General features: G+C 70.3%; 12 protein-coding genes. 6 read left to right on the plus strand and 6 right to left on the minus strand.

The window, feature by feature from the left end; genetic code table 11:
- Window positions 1-24: 24 nt before the first annotated feature.
- The 3 genes from A9977_RS13260 to A9977_RS13270 are packed head-to-tail and all read right to left on the minus strand — an operon-like array spanning window position 25 to window position 3,423.
- Window positions 25-918: an NAD(P)-dependent oxidoreductase gene (locus A9977_RS13260; RefSeq protein ID WP_183025321.1), complete on the minus strand. Its 894-nt coding sequence runs from the start codon at window positions 916-918 to the stop codon at window positions 25-27.
- A 34-nt stretch (window positions 919-952) separates the two neighbouring features.
- Entirely contained in the window at window positions 953-2,428 is a 1,476-nt protein-coding gene (locus A9977_RS13265; RefSeq protein ID WP_183025322.1) for an NAD-dependent succinate-semialdehyde dehydrogenase, read from the minus strand.
- A gap of 23 nt (window positions 2,429-2,451) precedes the next feature.
- Complete coding sequence (locus tag A9977_RS13270) at window positions 2,452-3,423, minus strand: D-glycerate dehydrogenase (RefSeq protein WP_183025323.1); 972 nt, start codon at window positions 3,421-3,423, stop codon at window positions 2,452-2,454.
- A 142-nt stretch (window positions 3,424-3,565) separates the two neighbouring features.
- Between A9977_RS13270 and A9977_RS13275 the strand changes: the two genes are divergently transcribed.
- From A9977_RS13275 to A9977_RS13295, 5 genes are all read left to right on the plus strand, one after another.
- Entirely contained in the window at window positions 3,566-4,384 is an 819-nt protein-coding gene (locus A9977_RS13275) for a FadR/GntR family transcriptional regulator (protein ID WP_183025324.1), read from the plus strand.
- Between the two features lie 172 nt (window positions 4,385-4,556).
- Entirely contained in the window at window positions 4,557-5,552 is a 996-nt protein-coding gene (locus A9977_RS13280) for an NAD(P)-dependent oxidoreductase (RefSeq protein WP_183025325.1), read from the plus strand.
- Between the two features lie 43 nt (window positions 5,553-5,595).
- A complete protein-coding gene (locus A9977_RS13285; protein ID WP_183025326.1) occupies window positions 5,596-6,744 on the plus strand; it encodes a mandelate racemase/muconate lactonizing enzyme family protein in 1,149 nt (382 codons plus the stop codon).
- 38 nt (window positions 6,745-6,782) lie between these two features.
- Window positions 6,783-7,778 carry a tripartite tricarboxylate transporter substrate binding protein gene (locus A9977_RS13290; protein ID WP_183025327.1) on the plus strand — a complete coding sequence of 332 codons (996 nt, stop codon included), beginning with the start codon at window positions 6,783-6,785 and terminating at the stop codon, window positions 7,776-7,778.
- Between the two features lie 134 nt (window positions 7,779-7,912).
- Window positions 7,913-8,515 (plus strand): Dps family protein, encoded by a 603-nt coding sequence (locus A9977_RS13295; RefSeq protein WP_220811755.1) that lies wholly within the window; start codon window positions 7,913-7,915, stop codon window positions 8,513-8,515.
- A 33-nt stretch (window positions 8,516-8,548) separates the two neighbouring features.
- Here A9977_RS13295 and A9977_RS13300 read toward each other — a convergent pair whose 3' ends face one another.
- From A9977_RS13300 to A9977_RS13310, 3 genes are read right to left on the minus strand one after another with little or no spacing between them, the layout of a single operon-like run.
- The gene (locus A9977_RS13300) at window positions 8,549-9,232 is read right to left on the minus strand and encodes a hypothetical protein (protein WP_310936129.1); all 684 of its coding nucleotides are present in this window, start codon (window positions 9,230-9,232) and stop codon (window positions 8,549-8,551) included.
- Window positions 9,233-9,236: 4 nt separating this feature from the next.
- Complete coding sequence (locus A9977_RS13305) at window positions 9,237-10,229, minus strand: response regulator transcription factor (protein WP_183025328.1); 993 nt, start codon at window positions 10,227-10,229, stop codon at window positions 9,237-9,239.
- Complete coding sequence (locus tag A9977_RS13310; RefSeq protein WP_183025329.1) at window positions 10,226-13,831, minus strand: ATP-binding protein; 3,606 nt, start codon at window positions 13,829-13,831, stop codon at window positions 10,226-10,228. Before A9977_RS13310 ends, A9977_RS13305 begins: the two co-directional genes overlap by 4 nt.
- Window positions 13,832-13,906: 75 nt before the next feature.
- Here A9977_RS13310 and A9977_RS13315 point away from each other — a divergent pair, with 75 nt between their 5' ends.
- Entirely contained in the window at window positions 13,907-14,209 is a 303-nt protein-coding gene (locus A9977_RS13315; RefSeq protein ID WP_183025330.1) for an urease subunit gamma, read from the plus strand.
- The last annotated feature ends 45 nt before the right edge of the window (window positions 14,210-14,254 follow it).

Consider the following 14,254-nt stretch of genomic DNA (forward strand, 5'->3'; position numbering starts at 1 on the left):
CTGCTTTGGGGGGTGAGGACTGAATCAGCTGCCGTCGCCGCGCTTGGCAAGCAGTGCCACCAGTTCGGGCACCAGCGTCTGCGGATCGCTGCCGTTCACCGCGCCCTCGAAGGTCTGGCGCACGCCTTCGGCAATCGCGCGGGCCGAGTGGCTGTCGCTGGCCATGGTGGTGTAGTAGCCCAGGTCCTTGAGCGCGTTCGACATCGCGAAGCGCAGGCCGTTGGGGTCCTTGGCCAGCAGGAAGGGCTTGAGGCGCTCCAGCGCGGTGCCGCCGCCGCCGCCCTTGCTCAGCACGTCGACGAAGACCTCGGGCGCCACGCCCGCGCGTTCAGCGCAGGCCGCGGCCTCGGCGATCAGCGCGACCGAGCCCAGCGACACGTAGTTGTGCAGCAGCTTCATGCGGTGGCCGGCACCGACGCCGCCCGCGTGCGTGATGTTCTCGGCGAAGCAGGCCAGCAGCGGCCGGCATTCGGCAAACAGCGCGTCGTCGGCGCCCACCAGCAGGTTGAGCCGGCCTTCGGCGGCTTCCTTGGGCGTGCGCGTCATGGCCGAATCCATGAAGCGGCCGCCGGCTTCGGCCACCACCTGGGCCAGCCGCTCGGTCGAGGCCGGGATGGCGGTCGAGCAGTCGATGATCACCGTGCCCTTGCGCAGGCCCTGGAGCACGCCGCCCTCGCCCAGCAGCACCGCCTCGACCTGGGGCGAGCCGGTGACACACAGCAGCAGCACGTCGACCGCCGCGGCCAGTTCGCGCGCGGTCTGGAAGGTGGTGACGCCCGCGGCCTTGAGGGTGTCGAGCGGCTGGTTGCCCGCGTGCTCGAGCACCGCCAGCGCATGGCCGTGCTTGACGATGTTGCTGGCGATCCCGTGGCCCATCATGCCGACGCCGATCAGGCCGATCTTCTTGTTGTTGCTCATTGCATCTTCTCCTGCGAAAAATTCAGTGCTGTGTTCATGCCTTGGCGCGCGCCGGCCGGCCGAGGCCGCCCGCGCACACGTACTTGATTTCGACATAGTCGTCGACGCCGTACTTGGAGCCTTCGCGCCCGACGCCCGATTCCTTGATGCCGCCGAAGGGCGCGAGCTCGGTCGAGATCAGCCCTTCGTTGAGCCCGACGATACCAACCTCCAGCGCCTCGGCCACCTGCCAGGCGCGCGCATAGTCCTGGGTGTAGAAATACGCGGCCAGGCCGAAGGGCGTGTCGTTGGCCATGGCCACGGCCTGGTCGTCGGTCTCGAAGCGGATCAGCGGCGCCACCGGGCCGAAGGTCTCTTCCTGCATCAGCTTCGATTTGGGCGACACGTCCGACAGGATGGTCGGCGTGAAGAAGCGGCCGCCCAGCGCGTGCGCCTGGCCGCCGGTGACGATGCGCGCGCCCAGCGCCACCGCGTCGGCGATGTGCTCGCGCACCTTGGCCACGGCCGCGTCGTCGATCAGCGGGCCGAGGTTCACGCCGGGCTGGAGGCCGTTGCCGACCACCTGGGCCTCGACCGTCTGGCGCAGCTTCTCGGTGAAACGGTCGTAGATGCCGGCCTGCACGAAGATGCGGTTGGCGCACACGCAGGTCTGGCCCGCGTTGCGGAACTTCGAGGCCATCACGCCGGCCACGGCCGCGTCGAGGTCGGCGTCGTCGAACACGATGAAGGGCGCGTTGCCGCCGAGTTCCATCGACACCTTCTTGACCGTGGCCGCGCACTGCGCCATCAGCTGCTTGCCGACCTCGGTCGAGCCGGTGAACGAGAGCTTGCGCACCACCGAAGAGCCGGTGAGCTCACCGCCCACGGTGGCGGCCGAGCCGGTCACCACATTGAGCACGCCGGCCGGGATGCCCGCCTCGGCCGCCAGTTGCGCCAGCGCCAGCGCCGAGTACGGCGTGGCCGAGGCCGGCTTGATCACGATGGTGCAGCCGGCCGCGAGCGCGGCGCCGGCCTTGCGGGTGATCATCGCGTTGGGGAAATTCCAGGGCGTGATGGCCGCCACCACGCCCACGGGCTGCTTGAGCACCACGATGCGGCGGTCGAGCGAAGCGGCCGGGATGATGTCGCCGTAGACCCGCTTGGCCTCTTCGGCGAACCACTCGATGAAGCTCGAGCCGTAGGCGATCTCGCCCTTGGCCTCGGCCAGCGGCTTGCCCTGCTCGAGCGTAAGCAGCATCGCGAGGTCGTCCTGGTGCGCCATGCACAGGTCGAACCAGCGGCGCATGAGCCGCGAGCGCTCCTTGGCGCTGGTCTCGCGCCAGCCGGGCAGCGCGGCGTTGGCCGCATCGATGGCGCCGCGCACGTCGGCCGCGGTCAGGCGCGGCACGCTGCCGAGCACGCTGTCGTCGGCCGGGTTGGTGACCTGCAGGGTGGCGCCGTCTGCGGCATCGACCCAGCGGCCGCCGATGTGGCATTGCTGGCGGAACAGTTCGGGGTGCTGGAGTTTCATGGTGATGGGTGTGAGGGTGGGGGTCAGGAAAGCAGGTTGTCGGGGGTCTCGCCGCGCGCCAGGGCTTCGATGCCGCGGATCAAGAGCCAACCCATGGCGTCGCGCGTCTCGTGCGTGGCGCTGCCAATGTGTGGCGAGAGGAACACGTTGTCCAACGCGCGGTAGCCCGGATGCACGTTCGGCTCGTTGGCGAACACGTCGAGGCCGGCGCCGCGCACACGGCCGCTCTGCAGCGCGGCGATCAGGGCCGCGTCGTCGATCAGGTCGCCGCGCGAGATGTTGACCACCACCGCGCCCTCGGGCAGCAGGGCCAGCCGTTGCGCATCGAAGGTGCCGCGCAGGGACGGCGCACCGGGTGCCGCGACCATCAGGATGTCGCTGGCCGCGAGCAGGCAGTCGAGCGTGGCGTGATAGGTCGCGCCCTCTTCCTGCGCGGCGTCGAGCCGGCTGCGGTTGTGGTAGTGGATCTGCAGGCCGAAGGCGCGCGCGCGCACCGCGATCGCGCGGCCGATGCGGCCCATGCCAAAGATGCCCAGCCGGCGCCCGACCAGGCCCATGCCCAGCAGCTGGGTGGGCGCCCAGCCGGCCCAGGCGCCGCTGCGCACCAGGCGGTCGGCCTCGAAGCCGCGACGGCAGGCGTTGAGCAGCAGCATCAGCGCGATCTCGGCGCAGGCGTCGCTGAGCACGTCGGGCGTGTGCAGCACCCGCACGCCGGCCGCGCGCGCGGCCGCCAGGTCGATGTGGTCGTGGCCGACCGAGAGCGTGGCGATGGTGCGCAGCGTGGGCGCCAACTGCGCGATGGTGGCCGCGTCGACCGCTTCGGTGGCGCTGACGAACAGCACTTCGCTGCCGTGCGCGCGGCGCGCGATCTCGGCGGAGGCAAGGATGCTGTCGTCCTCGTTCAGCTGCAGTGCGAAGCGCGCGTGCAGCGCGGTCTCGACGGCGGGTGTGAAGCGGCGGCAGAGGAAGGCACGGGGACGGTCGGCAGGGGTCATGGGCTCTCAGGGTTTTCATGCATCGTTGCGATGCAGCGTGTTGTCTCCAGTCGTATTACAAATACGTCATATCACTTTGTCAAGAGAAGAGACTGAAGTGATATTCTTCGCAGCTTCAGAAACGCCCATATTCCAAGCACACATGGCCTTCTCCCAAACCGACGATCCGAGCGCACGCCCCGCAGCGGAGGGCACGCTGGCCGACCGCGTCACGGGGCTCATCGCCGCCGACATCCGCGCCCGCGTGTACCCGGTCAACACCCGGCTGCCGACCGAGCTGTCGATGACCGAGCAGTACGGTGTGAGCCGCACCGTGGTGCGCGAGGCGATCTCGCGCCTCAAGTCCGAAGGCCTGGTCGAGACGCGCCAGGGCAGCGGCACGGTGGTGCGCGATCCCAAGGTGTCGGACGCCTTCCGCCTGGGCCAGCCCAGCGAGAACCCGGCCGAGGGCGTGCTGCGCATCCTCGAGCTGCGCCGCGGCATCGAGGCCGAGATGGCGGCGCTGGCGGCCGAGCGCCGCAGCGGCGCCGAGATGACGCTGATCCAGCAGGCGCTGCGTGCCATCGCCCGCGCGGTCAAGGACGGCGGCGACGGCGTGGCGGAAGACCTGGCCTTCCACATCGCGATCTCGCACGCCGCGCACAACCCGCACTACACCGAGCTGCTGGGCATGCTCACACGCGCGCTGCACGACGCCATTCGCCTGACCCGCACCAACGAGGCGCGGCGGCCCGAACTCGCGGCCCAGGTGCTGGCCGAACACGAGGCGATCTGCGCTGCGATCAAGGCACGCGACCCGGCGGCGGCGCGCACCGCGGCCTTCCTGCACATGCGCAACACCGGCGAGCGCATCGAGCAGGCCGGCAAGGATTTCTGGACCGGCGACAGCCGTGCCGCCGCCCAGCGCGTGGCGCGCGTCAAGCTGGGCGAGGGCCCGCGCGGCGGTTCGCTCCCGCGCTGAACCTCCGCAGAGACTCTCCGCAGAAACCCGGTCCTCCGGCGCAAAGTTGTGTGATAGATTCATCACACAACTTCAACGGCAACGTACCTTGAACGACTGAGACAGGCACCGGCACGCTGCGGCCGGGGCGGGTGCTCGCGTCGAGGTTTCGACCGTCAACGATCGCCGCGCCATGACCCTTCCCCGCGTTCTGCTGACCGATCCGCTGCATCCCGATGCGCGGGCACGCCTGGCCACCTGGGCCGAGATCGCGCAACTGCCCGACGGCCTCTCGCGCGCACAGAGCGATGCGGCATTGCGCGAAGCGGTGCGGCAGGCCGAAGGCCTGGTGGTGCGCCGCCTGCTGCCCACCGACCTGTTCGACGGCCCGAACGCGCTGCGCTGCGTGATGCGCCAGGGCGTGGGGCTGGACTTCATCCCGGTCGAGCGCGCCACGGCGAAGGGCATCCCGGTGGGCAACACGCCGGCCGTCAATGCCAACGCGGTGGCCGAGTACGTGTTCGCGGCGCTGCTGGCGCACAGCCGGCAGCTCGCGGCCTTCGACGCCAGCGTGCGGGCCGGCGACTGGGCGGCCCGCGCGCAGGCCGGCGCGCGCACCTATGAACTGCGGGGCCGCACGCTGGGGCTGATCGGCTACGGCGCGATCGGCCAGCGCATCGGCGCCATCGCCATGCAGGGCTTCGGCATGGCGCTCGCGGTCTGCACCGGCACGCCGTCGAAGGTGCCGGCCGGTATCGCCACGCTCACGATCGAGGCCCTGTTCGCGGCCAGCGACGTGGTGGTGATCGCCTGCCCGCTCACGCCGCAAACGCGCGGCCTGGTCAACGCGGCGGTGCTGGCCCATGCGAAGCCCGGCGCGGTACTGGTCAACGTGGGCCGCGGGCCGGTGCTGCGCGAGGACGACCTGGCCGCGGCGCTGGCCGAAGGCAGGCTCGCGGGCGCGGTGCTCGACGTGTTCCAGACCCAGCCGCTGCCCGCCGACAGCGCGCTGCGCCGCCACCCGGGCGTGCTGCTCACGCCGCACCTCGCGGGCCTCACGCAGGAGGCCGAGCGCGCGATGGGCCTGATGGCCGTCGACACGCTGGCGGCCGTGCTGCTGCGCGGCGAGCAGCCGCCCCACATCGTCAATCCCGAGGTCTTCGCCCGGCCGTCCACAGCCGGCGCCTGACCGCATCCTTCCCCACCCTTCCACGCACCCCAGGAGACCTCCCTTGAAGATCACCCGCATCACCGCCGTGCCGCTGTCCTACCGCCTGCCCGAAGGCAAGACCGTGACCATGGGCATCGGCAGCACGCTCAAGCGCGACTGCATCATCATCCGCGTCGAGACCTCCGAAGGCATCACCGGCTACGGCGAGGCGCACCCGGGCCGCAGCCCCGGCGCGATCGTGGCGCTGGTCCACAACACGCTGCAGCCGCTCTTGGTCGGCATGAACGCGACCGACGTGGTGGGCGCCTGGCAGCGCGTGCACCGCATGCAGCTGTCGAGCCACGGCCTGGGCGCGGGCACCTGCCTGGCGCTGTCGGGCATCGACATGGCGCTGTGGGACATCCGCGGCAAGGCCGCCAAGATGCCGCTGTACGAACTGCTGGGCGGCTCGCACCGTCGCATCCCGGCCTATGCGGGCGGCATCGCGCTGGGCTACCAGCCGGCCGAGGCCATGGCCGAGGAGGCGCAGTCGTACGTCGAGCAGGGCTACAAGGCCGTCAAGCTGCGCATCGGCGACACGGTGAAGAACGACATCGCCCGCGTGCGCAAGGTGCGCGAGGTGCTGGGCGAGGACATCGACATCCTGACCGACGCCAACACCGCCTACACCATCGCCGACGTGCGCCGCGTGCTGCCGGCGCTGGCCGACATCCAGGCCGGCTGGCTCGAGGAGCCCTTCGCCTGCAACGACTTCGCGTCCTACCGCGAGGCCGCGAAGATCACGCCGCTGGTGCCGATCGCGGCCGGCGAGAACCACTTCACCCGCTTCGAGTTCGGCCAGATGCTGGACGCGGGCGCGGTGCAGGTCTGGCAGCCCGACCTGTCCAAGAGCGGCGGCATCACCGAGGGTGTGCGCATCGCGGCCATGGCCTCGGCCTTCCGCATCCCGGTGCATGCCCACAGCTCGGCCACCGGCCTCAACCACGCGGCCACGCTGCACTTCCTCGCGGCGACCGAGAACGCGGGCTACTTCGAGGCCTGCGTGTCGAAGTTCAACCCCTTCCGCGACATGTTCGGCAGCACCTTCGCGATCGGTGCCGACGGCTGCGTCGAGCCGCCCAAGGGCCATGGCCTGGGCATCGAAGTGGACGAGAGCCTCTTCGACAAGTACCCGATGGTCGACGGACCCGGCTACGTCGTGAAGTTCTGAGACGGCCCCACCCATAGAAAAGAAAACGGAGACAAGCCATGACCATCGCGAAACGAACCCTGCTGCGCCTGCTGGCACCGCTGTGCCTGGGCCTGACGGGCCTCACGCTCGGCGGCATCGCAAGCGCCGACGACTACCCGAGCAAGCCCGCGCGCATCATCGTCCCCTACACGCCCGGCGGCTTCAACGACACGCTGGCGCGCACCGTCGGCGACCGCCTGTCGAAGGTGTGGAAGCAGTCGGTGGTGGTGGACAACCGCCCCGGCGGCAACACGGTGCTGGGCAACAACCTGGCGGCCAAGGCACCGGCCGACGGCTACACCATGCTGATCACGCCGCTGCCCTTCTCGGCCCTGCCCGCGCTCTACGGCGCCAAGCTGCCCTACAACGCGACGGCCGACTTCCAGCCGCTGGTGTGGGCCGGCTACACGCAGAACGCGCTGGTGATCCGCCCCGACCTGCCGGGCGTGAGCAACCTCAAGGAACTGATCGACTTCGCGAAGAAGAACCCGGGCAAGCTCAACTACGGCTCGACCGGTTCGGGCTCGTCGAACCACCTGTCGATGGAGCTGTTCATGAGCATGACCGGCACCAAGATGACCCACGTGCCCTACAAGGGTAGCGCGCCCGCGGTGATGGCCATGCTGGGCGGCGAGATCGACGTGCTGTTCGACAACGTGCCCAACCTGATGCAGCAGATCAAGGCCGGCAAGCTCAAGCCGATCGCGGTGACCGGCACCGAGCGCGCCGCGCTGCTGCCCGACACGCCCACGGTGCAGGCCGCCGGCGTGCCGGGCTACGAGGTGATCGTCTGGTTCGGCATGCAGATGCCGGCCGGCGTGCCCAAGGCCATGGTCGACCGGGCCAACAAGGACATCGTCGCGATCCTCAAGGACCCCGAGGTGGTCAAGCAGTTCCGCGACCAGGGCGTGGAGGTGGTGGCCAGCACCCCGGAGGCCTTCGGCCAGCTGCTGCAGAAGGAAATCCCCAAGTGGACCAAGGTGGTCAACGACGCGGGCGTGAAGATCGAGTGAGCGCCCGGGGCCGGCAGGATGCCGGCCGATCTTCTGCACGGAAATGGCACGCCGGCCTACGCGGCCGGACCTCCGCGATCGATAGAAAGAGGCTTTCCCCTCCCTCCTCTTTCTTTCAATCACGGAGTTCAGTGATGGCCACCCAAGACAACGACAAGACCGCCCCCATGACCGCCAAGCAGAAGGCGGTGCAACCCGACCTCGACCAGCAGAGCCACGAGACGCAGAAGTTCGGCGAGATCGTCAAGCTGCCCAACGGCCTTTCGGAAAAGGTCTGCAAGGAGAGCGTGGCGCTGCTCAACCAGTGCCTGGCGGACACGATCACGCTGCGCGACATGTACAAGAAGCACCACTGGCAGGTCGTCGGCCCGACCTTCAACCAGCTGCACCTGATGTACGACCAGCATTTCGAGGCCCAGGTGCTGCTGGTCGACATCCTGGCCGAGCGCATCCAGCTGCTGGGCGGCATCGCGCTGGCCATGGCACCGGACATCGCCGAGACCACCAAGATCCCGCGCCCGCCGCGCGGCCGCGAGCCCGCCGCGGTGCAGATCCGCCGGCTGGCCGAAGCGCACGAGCTGATCATCGTCGAGGCCCGCAAGGCGGCCAAGAAGGTCGACGAGGCCGGCGACGACGGCAGCAACGACGTGTTCGTGAGCAACGTGCTGCGCACCAACGAGCTGCAGGTCTGGTTCCTGACCGAGCACCTGGTGGCTGCTTCGCCCGTCACGTCCTGATCCTTCCTGCTCGACGCGCACGCCGCGCGTCGGTCAGTGGCGGCTGAACTCCTGGTTCAGTCCCAGCGTGAGCGTGCGTAGCCGCTCGGGCCCCAGGCGCATGAAGCCCAGGTCGACGCTGGTCGTCGGCGTGAGGTTGATGCGCGCGCCCAGGCGCGAGGCCCACAGGCCGCTGGCCCGGTTGCGCTCCGCGATCAGCGACAGCGCATCGCCCAGCGCCCATTCCAGGGCCAGGCCCTTGCGCACCGTGCGCTCGCCGTCGCCCGTGCCCCAGTCCGCGCCCAGGTTGGCATGGACCTGCAGGCGCTGGCTGAGCGCCCAGGTCACGGGCAGCACGAACTGGCCGCCGGCCCGGCCGCCATGCACCGCATCGACGCCGAGCGTCACCGACAGCGCCGCGCTCCAGCGGGCCTGCGGGTCGTCGCCGAGGAAAGTCCACTTGAGTTGCGGCCCGAGCAGCAGCGCGGCCCGCTCGCCGCGCAGCGCGAAGCGGTCGATGTTGAAGCCCAGCTCCACCGGGCCGACCCGGCATGCCGGCCCCAGATGCAGGTTGTTGTCGGCGGCCGAGGCATCGCCCGGGCTGCGGCTCAGCCAGGCCTCGTACTGGCATCGGCCCGGCGCCAGCGTGCCGGCATCGTCCACGTCGAAATGACCGCCGGCCCAGGCGCCGCCGGAGGCGAACAGGCCCAGCACCGAGGCCCAGCGCAGCGCGCGCACGGATTCAGATCTCGAATTGCGGCTGCAATTCGCGCAGCCGCTTGATCGCCACGCCCGCGGCCGCCGTGCGCGTTTCCACGCCCAGCTTCACGTAGACCCGCTCCAGGTGCTTCTTCACTGTGGCCGGGCTGCTGCCCACGATCTCGCCGATGTCGCGGTTGGTCTTGCCCTTGACCACCCAGTACAGCACCTCGGCCTCGCGCGCCGTGAGCTTGAGGCTCAGGCTCATGGCCTCGATCACCGTGGTGTCGGACAGCTCGCGCATGATGATCAGCCAGTCGTCGCCGTCGTCGTCGTGGCCGGTCTGCTGGTGCAGCCGCAGGCTCAGCGCCGAGGGACCGAGCGCGATCGACAGCGCGGGCGGCTCGATCTGCCGCTGCTGCGCATCGGGCAGGTGGCGCGCCAGCCAGTCGAGCACGGCCGGCGGTGCCTGCGGCGCGCTGGTGCCGCAGTAGCGCAGCAGCAGGTCGCGCGCCAGCGCGGTCTGCCAGATCACGCGGCCCTCGGGCAGCCGCACCGTGAGGCTGGCGTAGCCGAAGGCGTCGAGCGCGTTGCGCGCCTGGCCGGCCTGCTGCGCCTCCTGCCGCGCGCGGCGCGCGCCCTGCAGGTGCACGTTCATGCGCGCCAGCACTTCCTTGGGCTTGATCGGCTTGGTCACGTAGTCGACGCCGCCGGCCTCGAGCGCCGCCACCAGGTGCTCGGTCTCGGTGAGCCCGGTCATGAAGACGATCGGGATGTGGGCCGTGGCCGCATCGGCCTTGAGCCGGCGCGCGACCTCGAAGCCGTCCATGCCCGGCATCATCGCGTCGAGCAGCACGATGTCGGGGCGGGCCTGCGCCGCGCGCTGCAGCGCCTGCTCGCCGCTGGTCGCGACCAGCACGGTGTATCCCGATTCGTCGAGCGCGTCGTGCAGCACGGCGAGGTTGTCGGGCACGTCGTCGACGATCAGCACCAGGTCGCTGTTGCCGGCGAAGTCGCGCGCCTTGGGGTCGTTCATCGCGCGCCCTCCGGCTGCGGCGGCGCGCCGCCGTCCATCGCGTCGAAGCGGAACTGGCGCGCCAGGGCCCGCTGGGCCGCGGTCCAGGCGGCGCACTCGGGCTGCGCGGCGTCGATCTCGTCGAGCTGGTTCATGATCCCCCGAAAATAACCCAGTCCGATGGCATCCTGAAGTGCGTGCAGCCGTTCGGCCGCGGGCCGCACCTGCGCCGGGGCGGCGGCGACCGGCGCCTCGCGCGCCGCGGCCACCGCCGTCCACTCGAGCCCCAGCTTGCGCTCGAGCCAGTCGAGCAGCTCGCTGTGGCGCACCGGCTTGACGAAGAAGTCCTCGGGCACGATGCCCACGTCGTTGTCCAGCCGCTTGTCGAAGGCGTTGGCCGAGACGATGGCCACGCAGCGCGGCGCCAGCGGCGCTTCGAACTGGCGGCTGCGGCGGATGGTTTCCCAGCCGTCGATGCCGGGCATCGCGAGGTCGACGAACATCGCGTCGGGCCGGAAGCCGGCCGCCACCAGGTCGAGCGCGTCGTGGCCGCTGGCCGCGGTGCGCAGCTCGAAGCCCAGCGGCCCCAGGACCTGTACCAGCAGTTCGCGGTCGGCCTCCTCGTTGTCGACCACCAGCACGCGCCGGCGCGCGCCGAGGTAGCCGCGCCGCGGCCGCGCCGGGCCGGGCAAGGGCGCGGCCATGCGCCCCGCGGCGACCGGCGCCGCATGCACGCGCGGCAGGAACAGCCGCACGCGGAACACCGAGCCCTGGCCGGGCGTGCTCTGCACCGACATCTCGCCGCCCATCAGGTCGGTCAGCATCTTGGCGATGGTCAGGCCCAGGCCCGCGCCGGGCGCGCCGGTGCGCGTGGCCGTGCCGCCCGCATCGCCGCGCGCGAAGGGCTCGAAGATGCGCTCGATCTCGGCGGCCGACATGCCGGGCCCGGTGTCCTCGATCTCCAGCGCCGCGAACTCGCGCGCATAGCGCAGCCGCAGCACGACCTCGCCGCGGGCGGTGAACTTGATCGCGTTGCCCAGCAGGTTGATCAGGATCTGGCGCACCCGGCGCTCGTCGGCGCGCACCACCTCGGGCACGTCGCCCGCTGGCTCGAAGCGGAAGGCCAGGCCCTTCTCCGAGGCCTGCAGCTCGAACATGTCGGCCAGCTCGCGCATGGCGGCGGCGAAGGGCATGGGCCGGGCCTGCAGCGTGAGCTTGCCGGCCTCGATGTGGGCGATGTCCAGCGTGCCCTCGATCAGCGACAGCAGGTGCTCGCCGCCGCGCTGGATCACGGCCACGGCCTGCTGCCGGTGCGGCGGCACGGTGGCGTCCTCGCCCATCAGCTGGGCATAGCCGAGGATGGAATTGAGCGGGGTGCGCAGTTCGTGGCTGATGGCGCTGATGTAGCGGCTCTTGGCCTGGTTGGCGTGGTCGGCCTGCTCGCGCGCATCGTCGGCGCTCTGCTTGGCGGCCTGCAGCGCGCGGTCGGTCTCCTTGTGCCGCTCGATCTCGTGCATCAGCAGGTGAGTCTGGCGGTTGGATTCCTCCTGCGCCACCTTGCGGCTCTGGTGCGCCAGCACCAGCCACCAGGCCACGATGCCGGCGATCAGCAGCAGCGCCATGTAGCTCTTGAGGAAGCCCGAGCGCAGCGAGGCCTGCTGCGCCTTGAGGATGGCGCTGGCCGCCTCGCCCGGCGGCAGCATGCCCAGCGCGCTCTCGCCCAGCGCGCGCAGCTCCTGCTGGTAGAGCACGCCAAAGACCGTGGCCAGCAGCGGCACGATGATCAGCGTGAGCAGCAGGAAATGGCCCAGGCCGGTGTCGAGGTAGGGCCAGACGCGCCGCGGCAGCAGCCAGCGCAGCGCCCCCGACCACTGCGTCGACAGGCTCGCCCGCGGCTTGCAGAGGTCGCCGCAGCGCGCGTCGAGGGTGCAGCACAGCGAGCAGATCGCGCCCTGGTAGGCCGGGCAGTGCGCCATGTCGGGCGCCTCGTATTCGCGCTCGCAGATCACGCAGCGCTGGGTGCGCAGCCGCTGGTAGGCGTTGTCGGCCGCGGCGGCGGGCGAGGTCTCGACGCGGGCCCAGCGCACCTGCGTGCGGGCGTCGAAGGCCGGCCCGCGCGCCAGGTAGTAGCGGCCCTGCGTGGCCCAGGCGATCAGCGGTGCCGTGACCAGTGCCGTGCCCATCGCGATCACGGCCGAGAAGGCCTGCGCCAGCGGGCCGAAGGCGCCCAGGTGCGCGGCGATGGACAGCGCCGAGGCCAGCGCCATCGCGCCCACGCCCACCGGGTTGATGTCCCAGAGGTGGGCGCGCTTGAACTCGATGCCCGGCGGCGACAGGCCCAGCGGCTTGTTGATCACCAGGTCGGCCACCACCGCCATCATCCAGGCGATGGCGATGTTGGCGTAGAGGCCCAGCACGTCGCCCAGCGCCTCGAACACGTTCATCTCCATCAGCATGAAGGCGATCAGCGCGTTGAACACCACCCACACCACCCGGCCCGGATGGCTGTGCGTGACGCGCGAGAAGAAGTTGCTCCAGGCCAGCGAGCCCGCATAGGCGTTGGTGACGTTGATCTTGAGCTGCGACACCACCACGAACAGCGCGGTCGCCGCCACGGCCCAGCCGTAGTTCGGCAACACGTACTCGAAGGCCGCGAGGTACATCTGGTTGGGATCGACCGCGCGCTCGGGCGGCACCATGTGGCCGATGGCGAGATACGCCAGCATCATCCCGCCCAGCATCTTGAGCACGCCCATCACCACCCAGCCCGGCCCGCCCATCAGCACGCCGCCCCACCAGCGGGCCCGGTTGGCCGCCGTGCGCACGGGCATGAAGCGCAGGTAGTCGGCCTGCTCGCCCAGTTGCGTGATCAGCGCGATGCCCACCGTGAGCGCGGCACCGAAGAGGTGCAGGTTGAAGCCGCCCGCGCGGCCAGAGGCGCCGTTGTAGTGCATCAGACCCGAAAACGCACCAGGGTCGCGCACGATCACATAGGCGAAGGGCACCACCAGCATCAGCAGCCACAGCGGCTGCGTCCAGACCTGGAGCCGGCTGATGGCCGACACGCCGTGTGTCACCAGCGGGATCACGACCAGCGCGCAGACCAGGTAGCCCCAGGCCGGCGGGATGCCCAGCGCCAGCTCGAGCGCGTAGGCCATCACGGCCGCCTCGAGCGCGAAGAAGATGAAGGTGAAGGAGGCGTAGATCAGCGAGGTGAGCGTCGAGCCGATGTAGCCGAAGCCCGCGCCGCGCGTGAGCAGGTCCATGTCGACGCCGTAGCGCGCGGCGTACACACTGATCGGCAGGCCGGCCAGGAAGATGATCAGCCCGGTCGCCAGCACCGCCCAGAAGGCGTTGAGAAAGCCGTACTGCACCAGCAGCGTGGCGCCGACCGCTTCCAGGATCAGGAACGAAGCGGCGCCGCCGAAGGCGGTGTTCGCCACCCGCCATTCGGACATCTTGCGAAAGCGCTGCGGCGTGTAGCGCAGCGCATAGTCCTCGAGCGTTTCACTGGCCACCCAGCTGTTGTAGTCGCGCCGGACCTTGACGATGCGCTGCGGCGCGTCGTCGGGCGAGGGAGGCGTCGGTGGCGGGGTGGCGTCGATCACCCCTTTTCGGTGCATCTTCCGTGCCACGGCACGACTGTTGCATATTCCCCTCTTCAGGCCCCCGGGCCTCCACGCATCCTTTTCTGTCCCATGGAACTCACGCCACGCGAAAAAGACAAGCTGCTGATCTTCACGGCCGCACTGCTCGCCGAGCGCCGCCAGGCCCGCGGGCTCAAGCTCAACTATCCCGAGGCCGTCGCGCTGATCTCGGCCGCGGTCATGGAAGGCGCGCGCGACGGCAAGAGCGTGGCCGCCTTGATGAGCGAAGGCCGCAGCGTGCTCACCCGCGCCGACGTGATGGACGGCGTGGCCGAGATGATCCCGGACATCCAGGTCGAGGCCACCTTCCCCGACGGCACCAAGCTGGTCACCGTCCACCAGCCGATCGTCTGACCTCCCCCCTTTTCCTCCTTTCTCTCTTTCCCATTCCCGAGCGGA

This window comes from Variovorax sp. UMC13 (genome assembly GCF_014170375.1).
Classification (GTDB): Bacteria; Pseudomonadota; Gammaproteobacteria; order Burkholderiales; family Burkholderiaceae_C; genus Variovorax.

What these genes read in the sequence shown, in the direction of transcription:
- A9977_RS13260 (WP_183025321.1), bottom strand. Translation starts at nt 918, where the DNA reads ATGAGCAACAACAAGAAGATCGGCCTGATCGGCGTCGGCATGATGGGC.
- A9977_RS13280 (WP_183025325.1), top strand. Translation starts at nt 4,557, where the DNA reads ATGACCCTTCCCCGCGTTCTGCTGACCGATCCGCTGCATCCCGATGCG.
- A9977_RS13290 (WP_183025327.1), top strand. Translation starts at nt 6,783, where the DNA reads ATGACCATCGCGAAACGAACCCTGCTGCGCCTGCTGGCACCGCTGTGC.
- A9977_RS13275 (WP_183025324.1), top strand. Translation starts at nt 3,566, where the DNA reads ATGGCCTTCTCCCAAACCGACGATCCGAGCGCACGCCCCGCAGCGGAG.
- A9977_RS13305 (WP_183025328.1), bottom strand. Translation starts at nt 10,229, where the DNA reads ATGAACGACCCCAAGGCGCGCGACTTCGCCGGCAACAGCGACCTGGTG.
- A9977_RS13265 (WP_183025322.1), bottom strand. Translation starts at nt 2,428, where the DNA reads ATGAAACTCCAGCACCCCGAACTGTTCCGCCAGCAATGCCACATCGGC.
- A9977_RS13270 (WP_183025323.1), bottom strand. Translation starts at nt 3,423, where the DNA reads ATGACCCCTGCCGACCGTCCCCGTGCCTTCCTCTGCCGCCGCTTCACA.
- A9977_RS13310 (WP_183025329.1), bottom strand. Translation starts at nt 13,831, where the DNA reads ATGCACCGAAAAGGGGTGATCGACGCCACCCCGCCACCGACGCCTCCC.
- A9977_RS13315 (WP_183025330.1), top strand. Translation starts at nt 13,907, where the DNA reads ATGGAACTCACGCCACGCGAAAAAGACAAGCTGCTGATCTTCACGGCC.
- A9977_RS13295 (WP_220811755.1), top strand. Translation starts at nt 7,913, where the DNA reads ATGGCCACCCAAGACAACGACAAGACCGCCCCCATGACCGCCAAGCAG.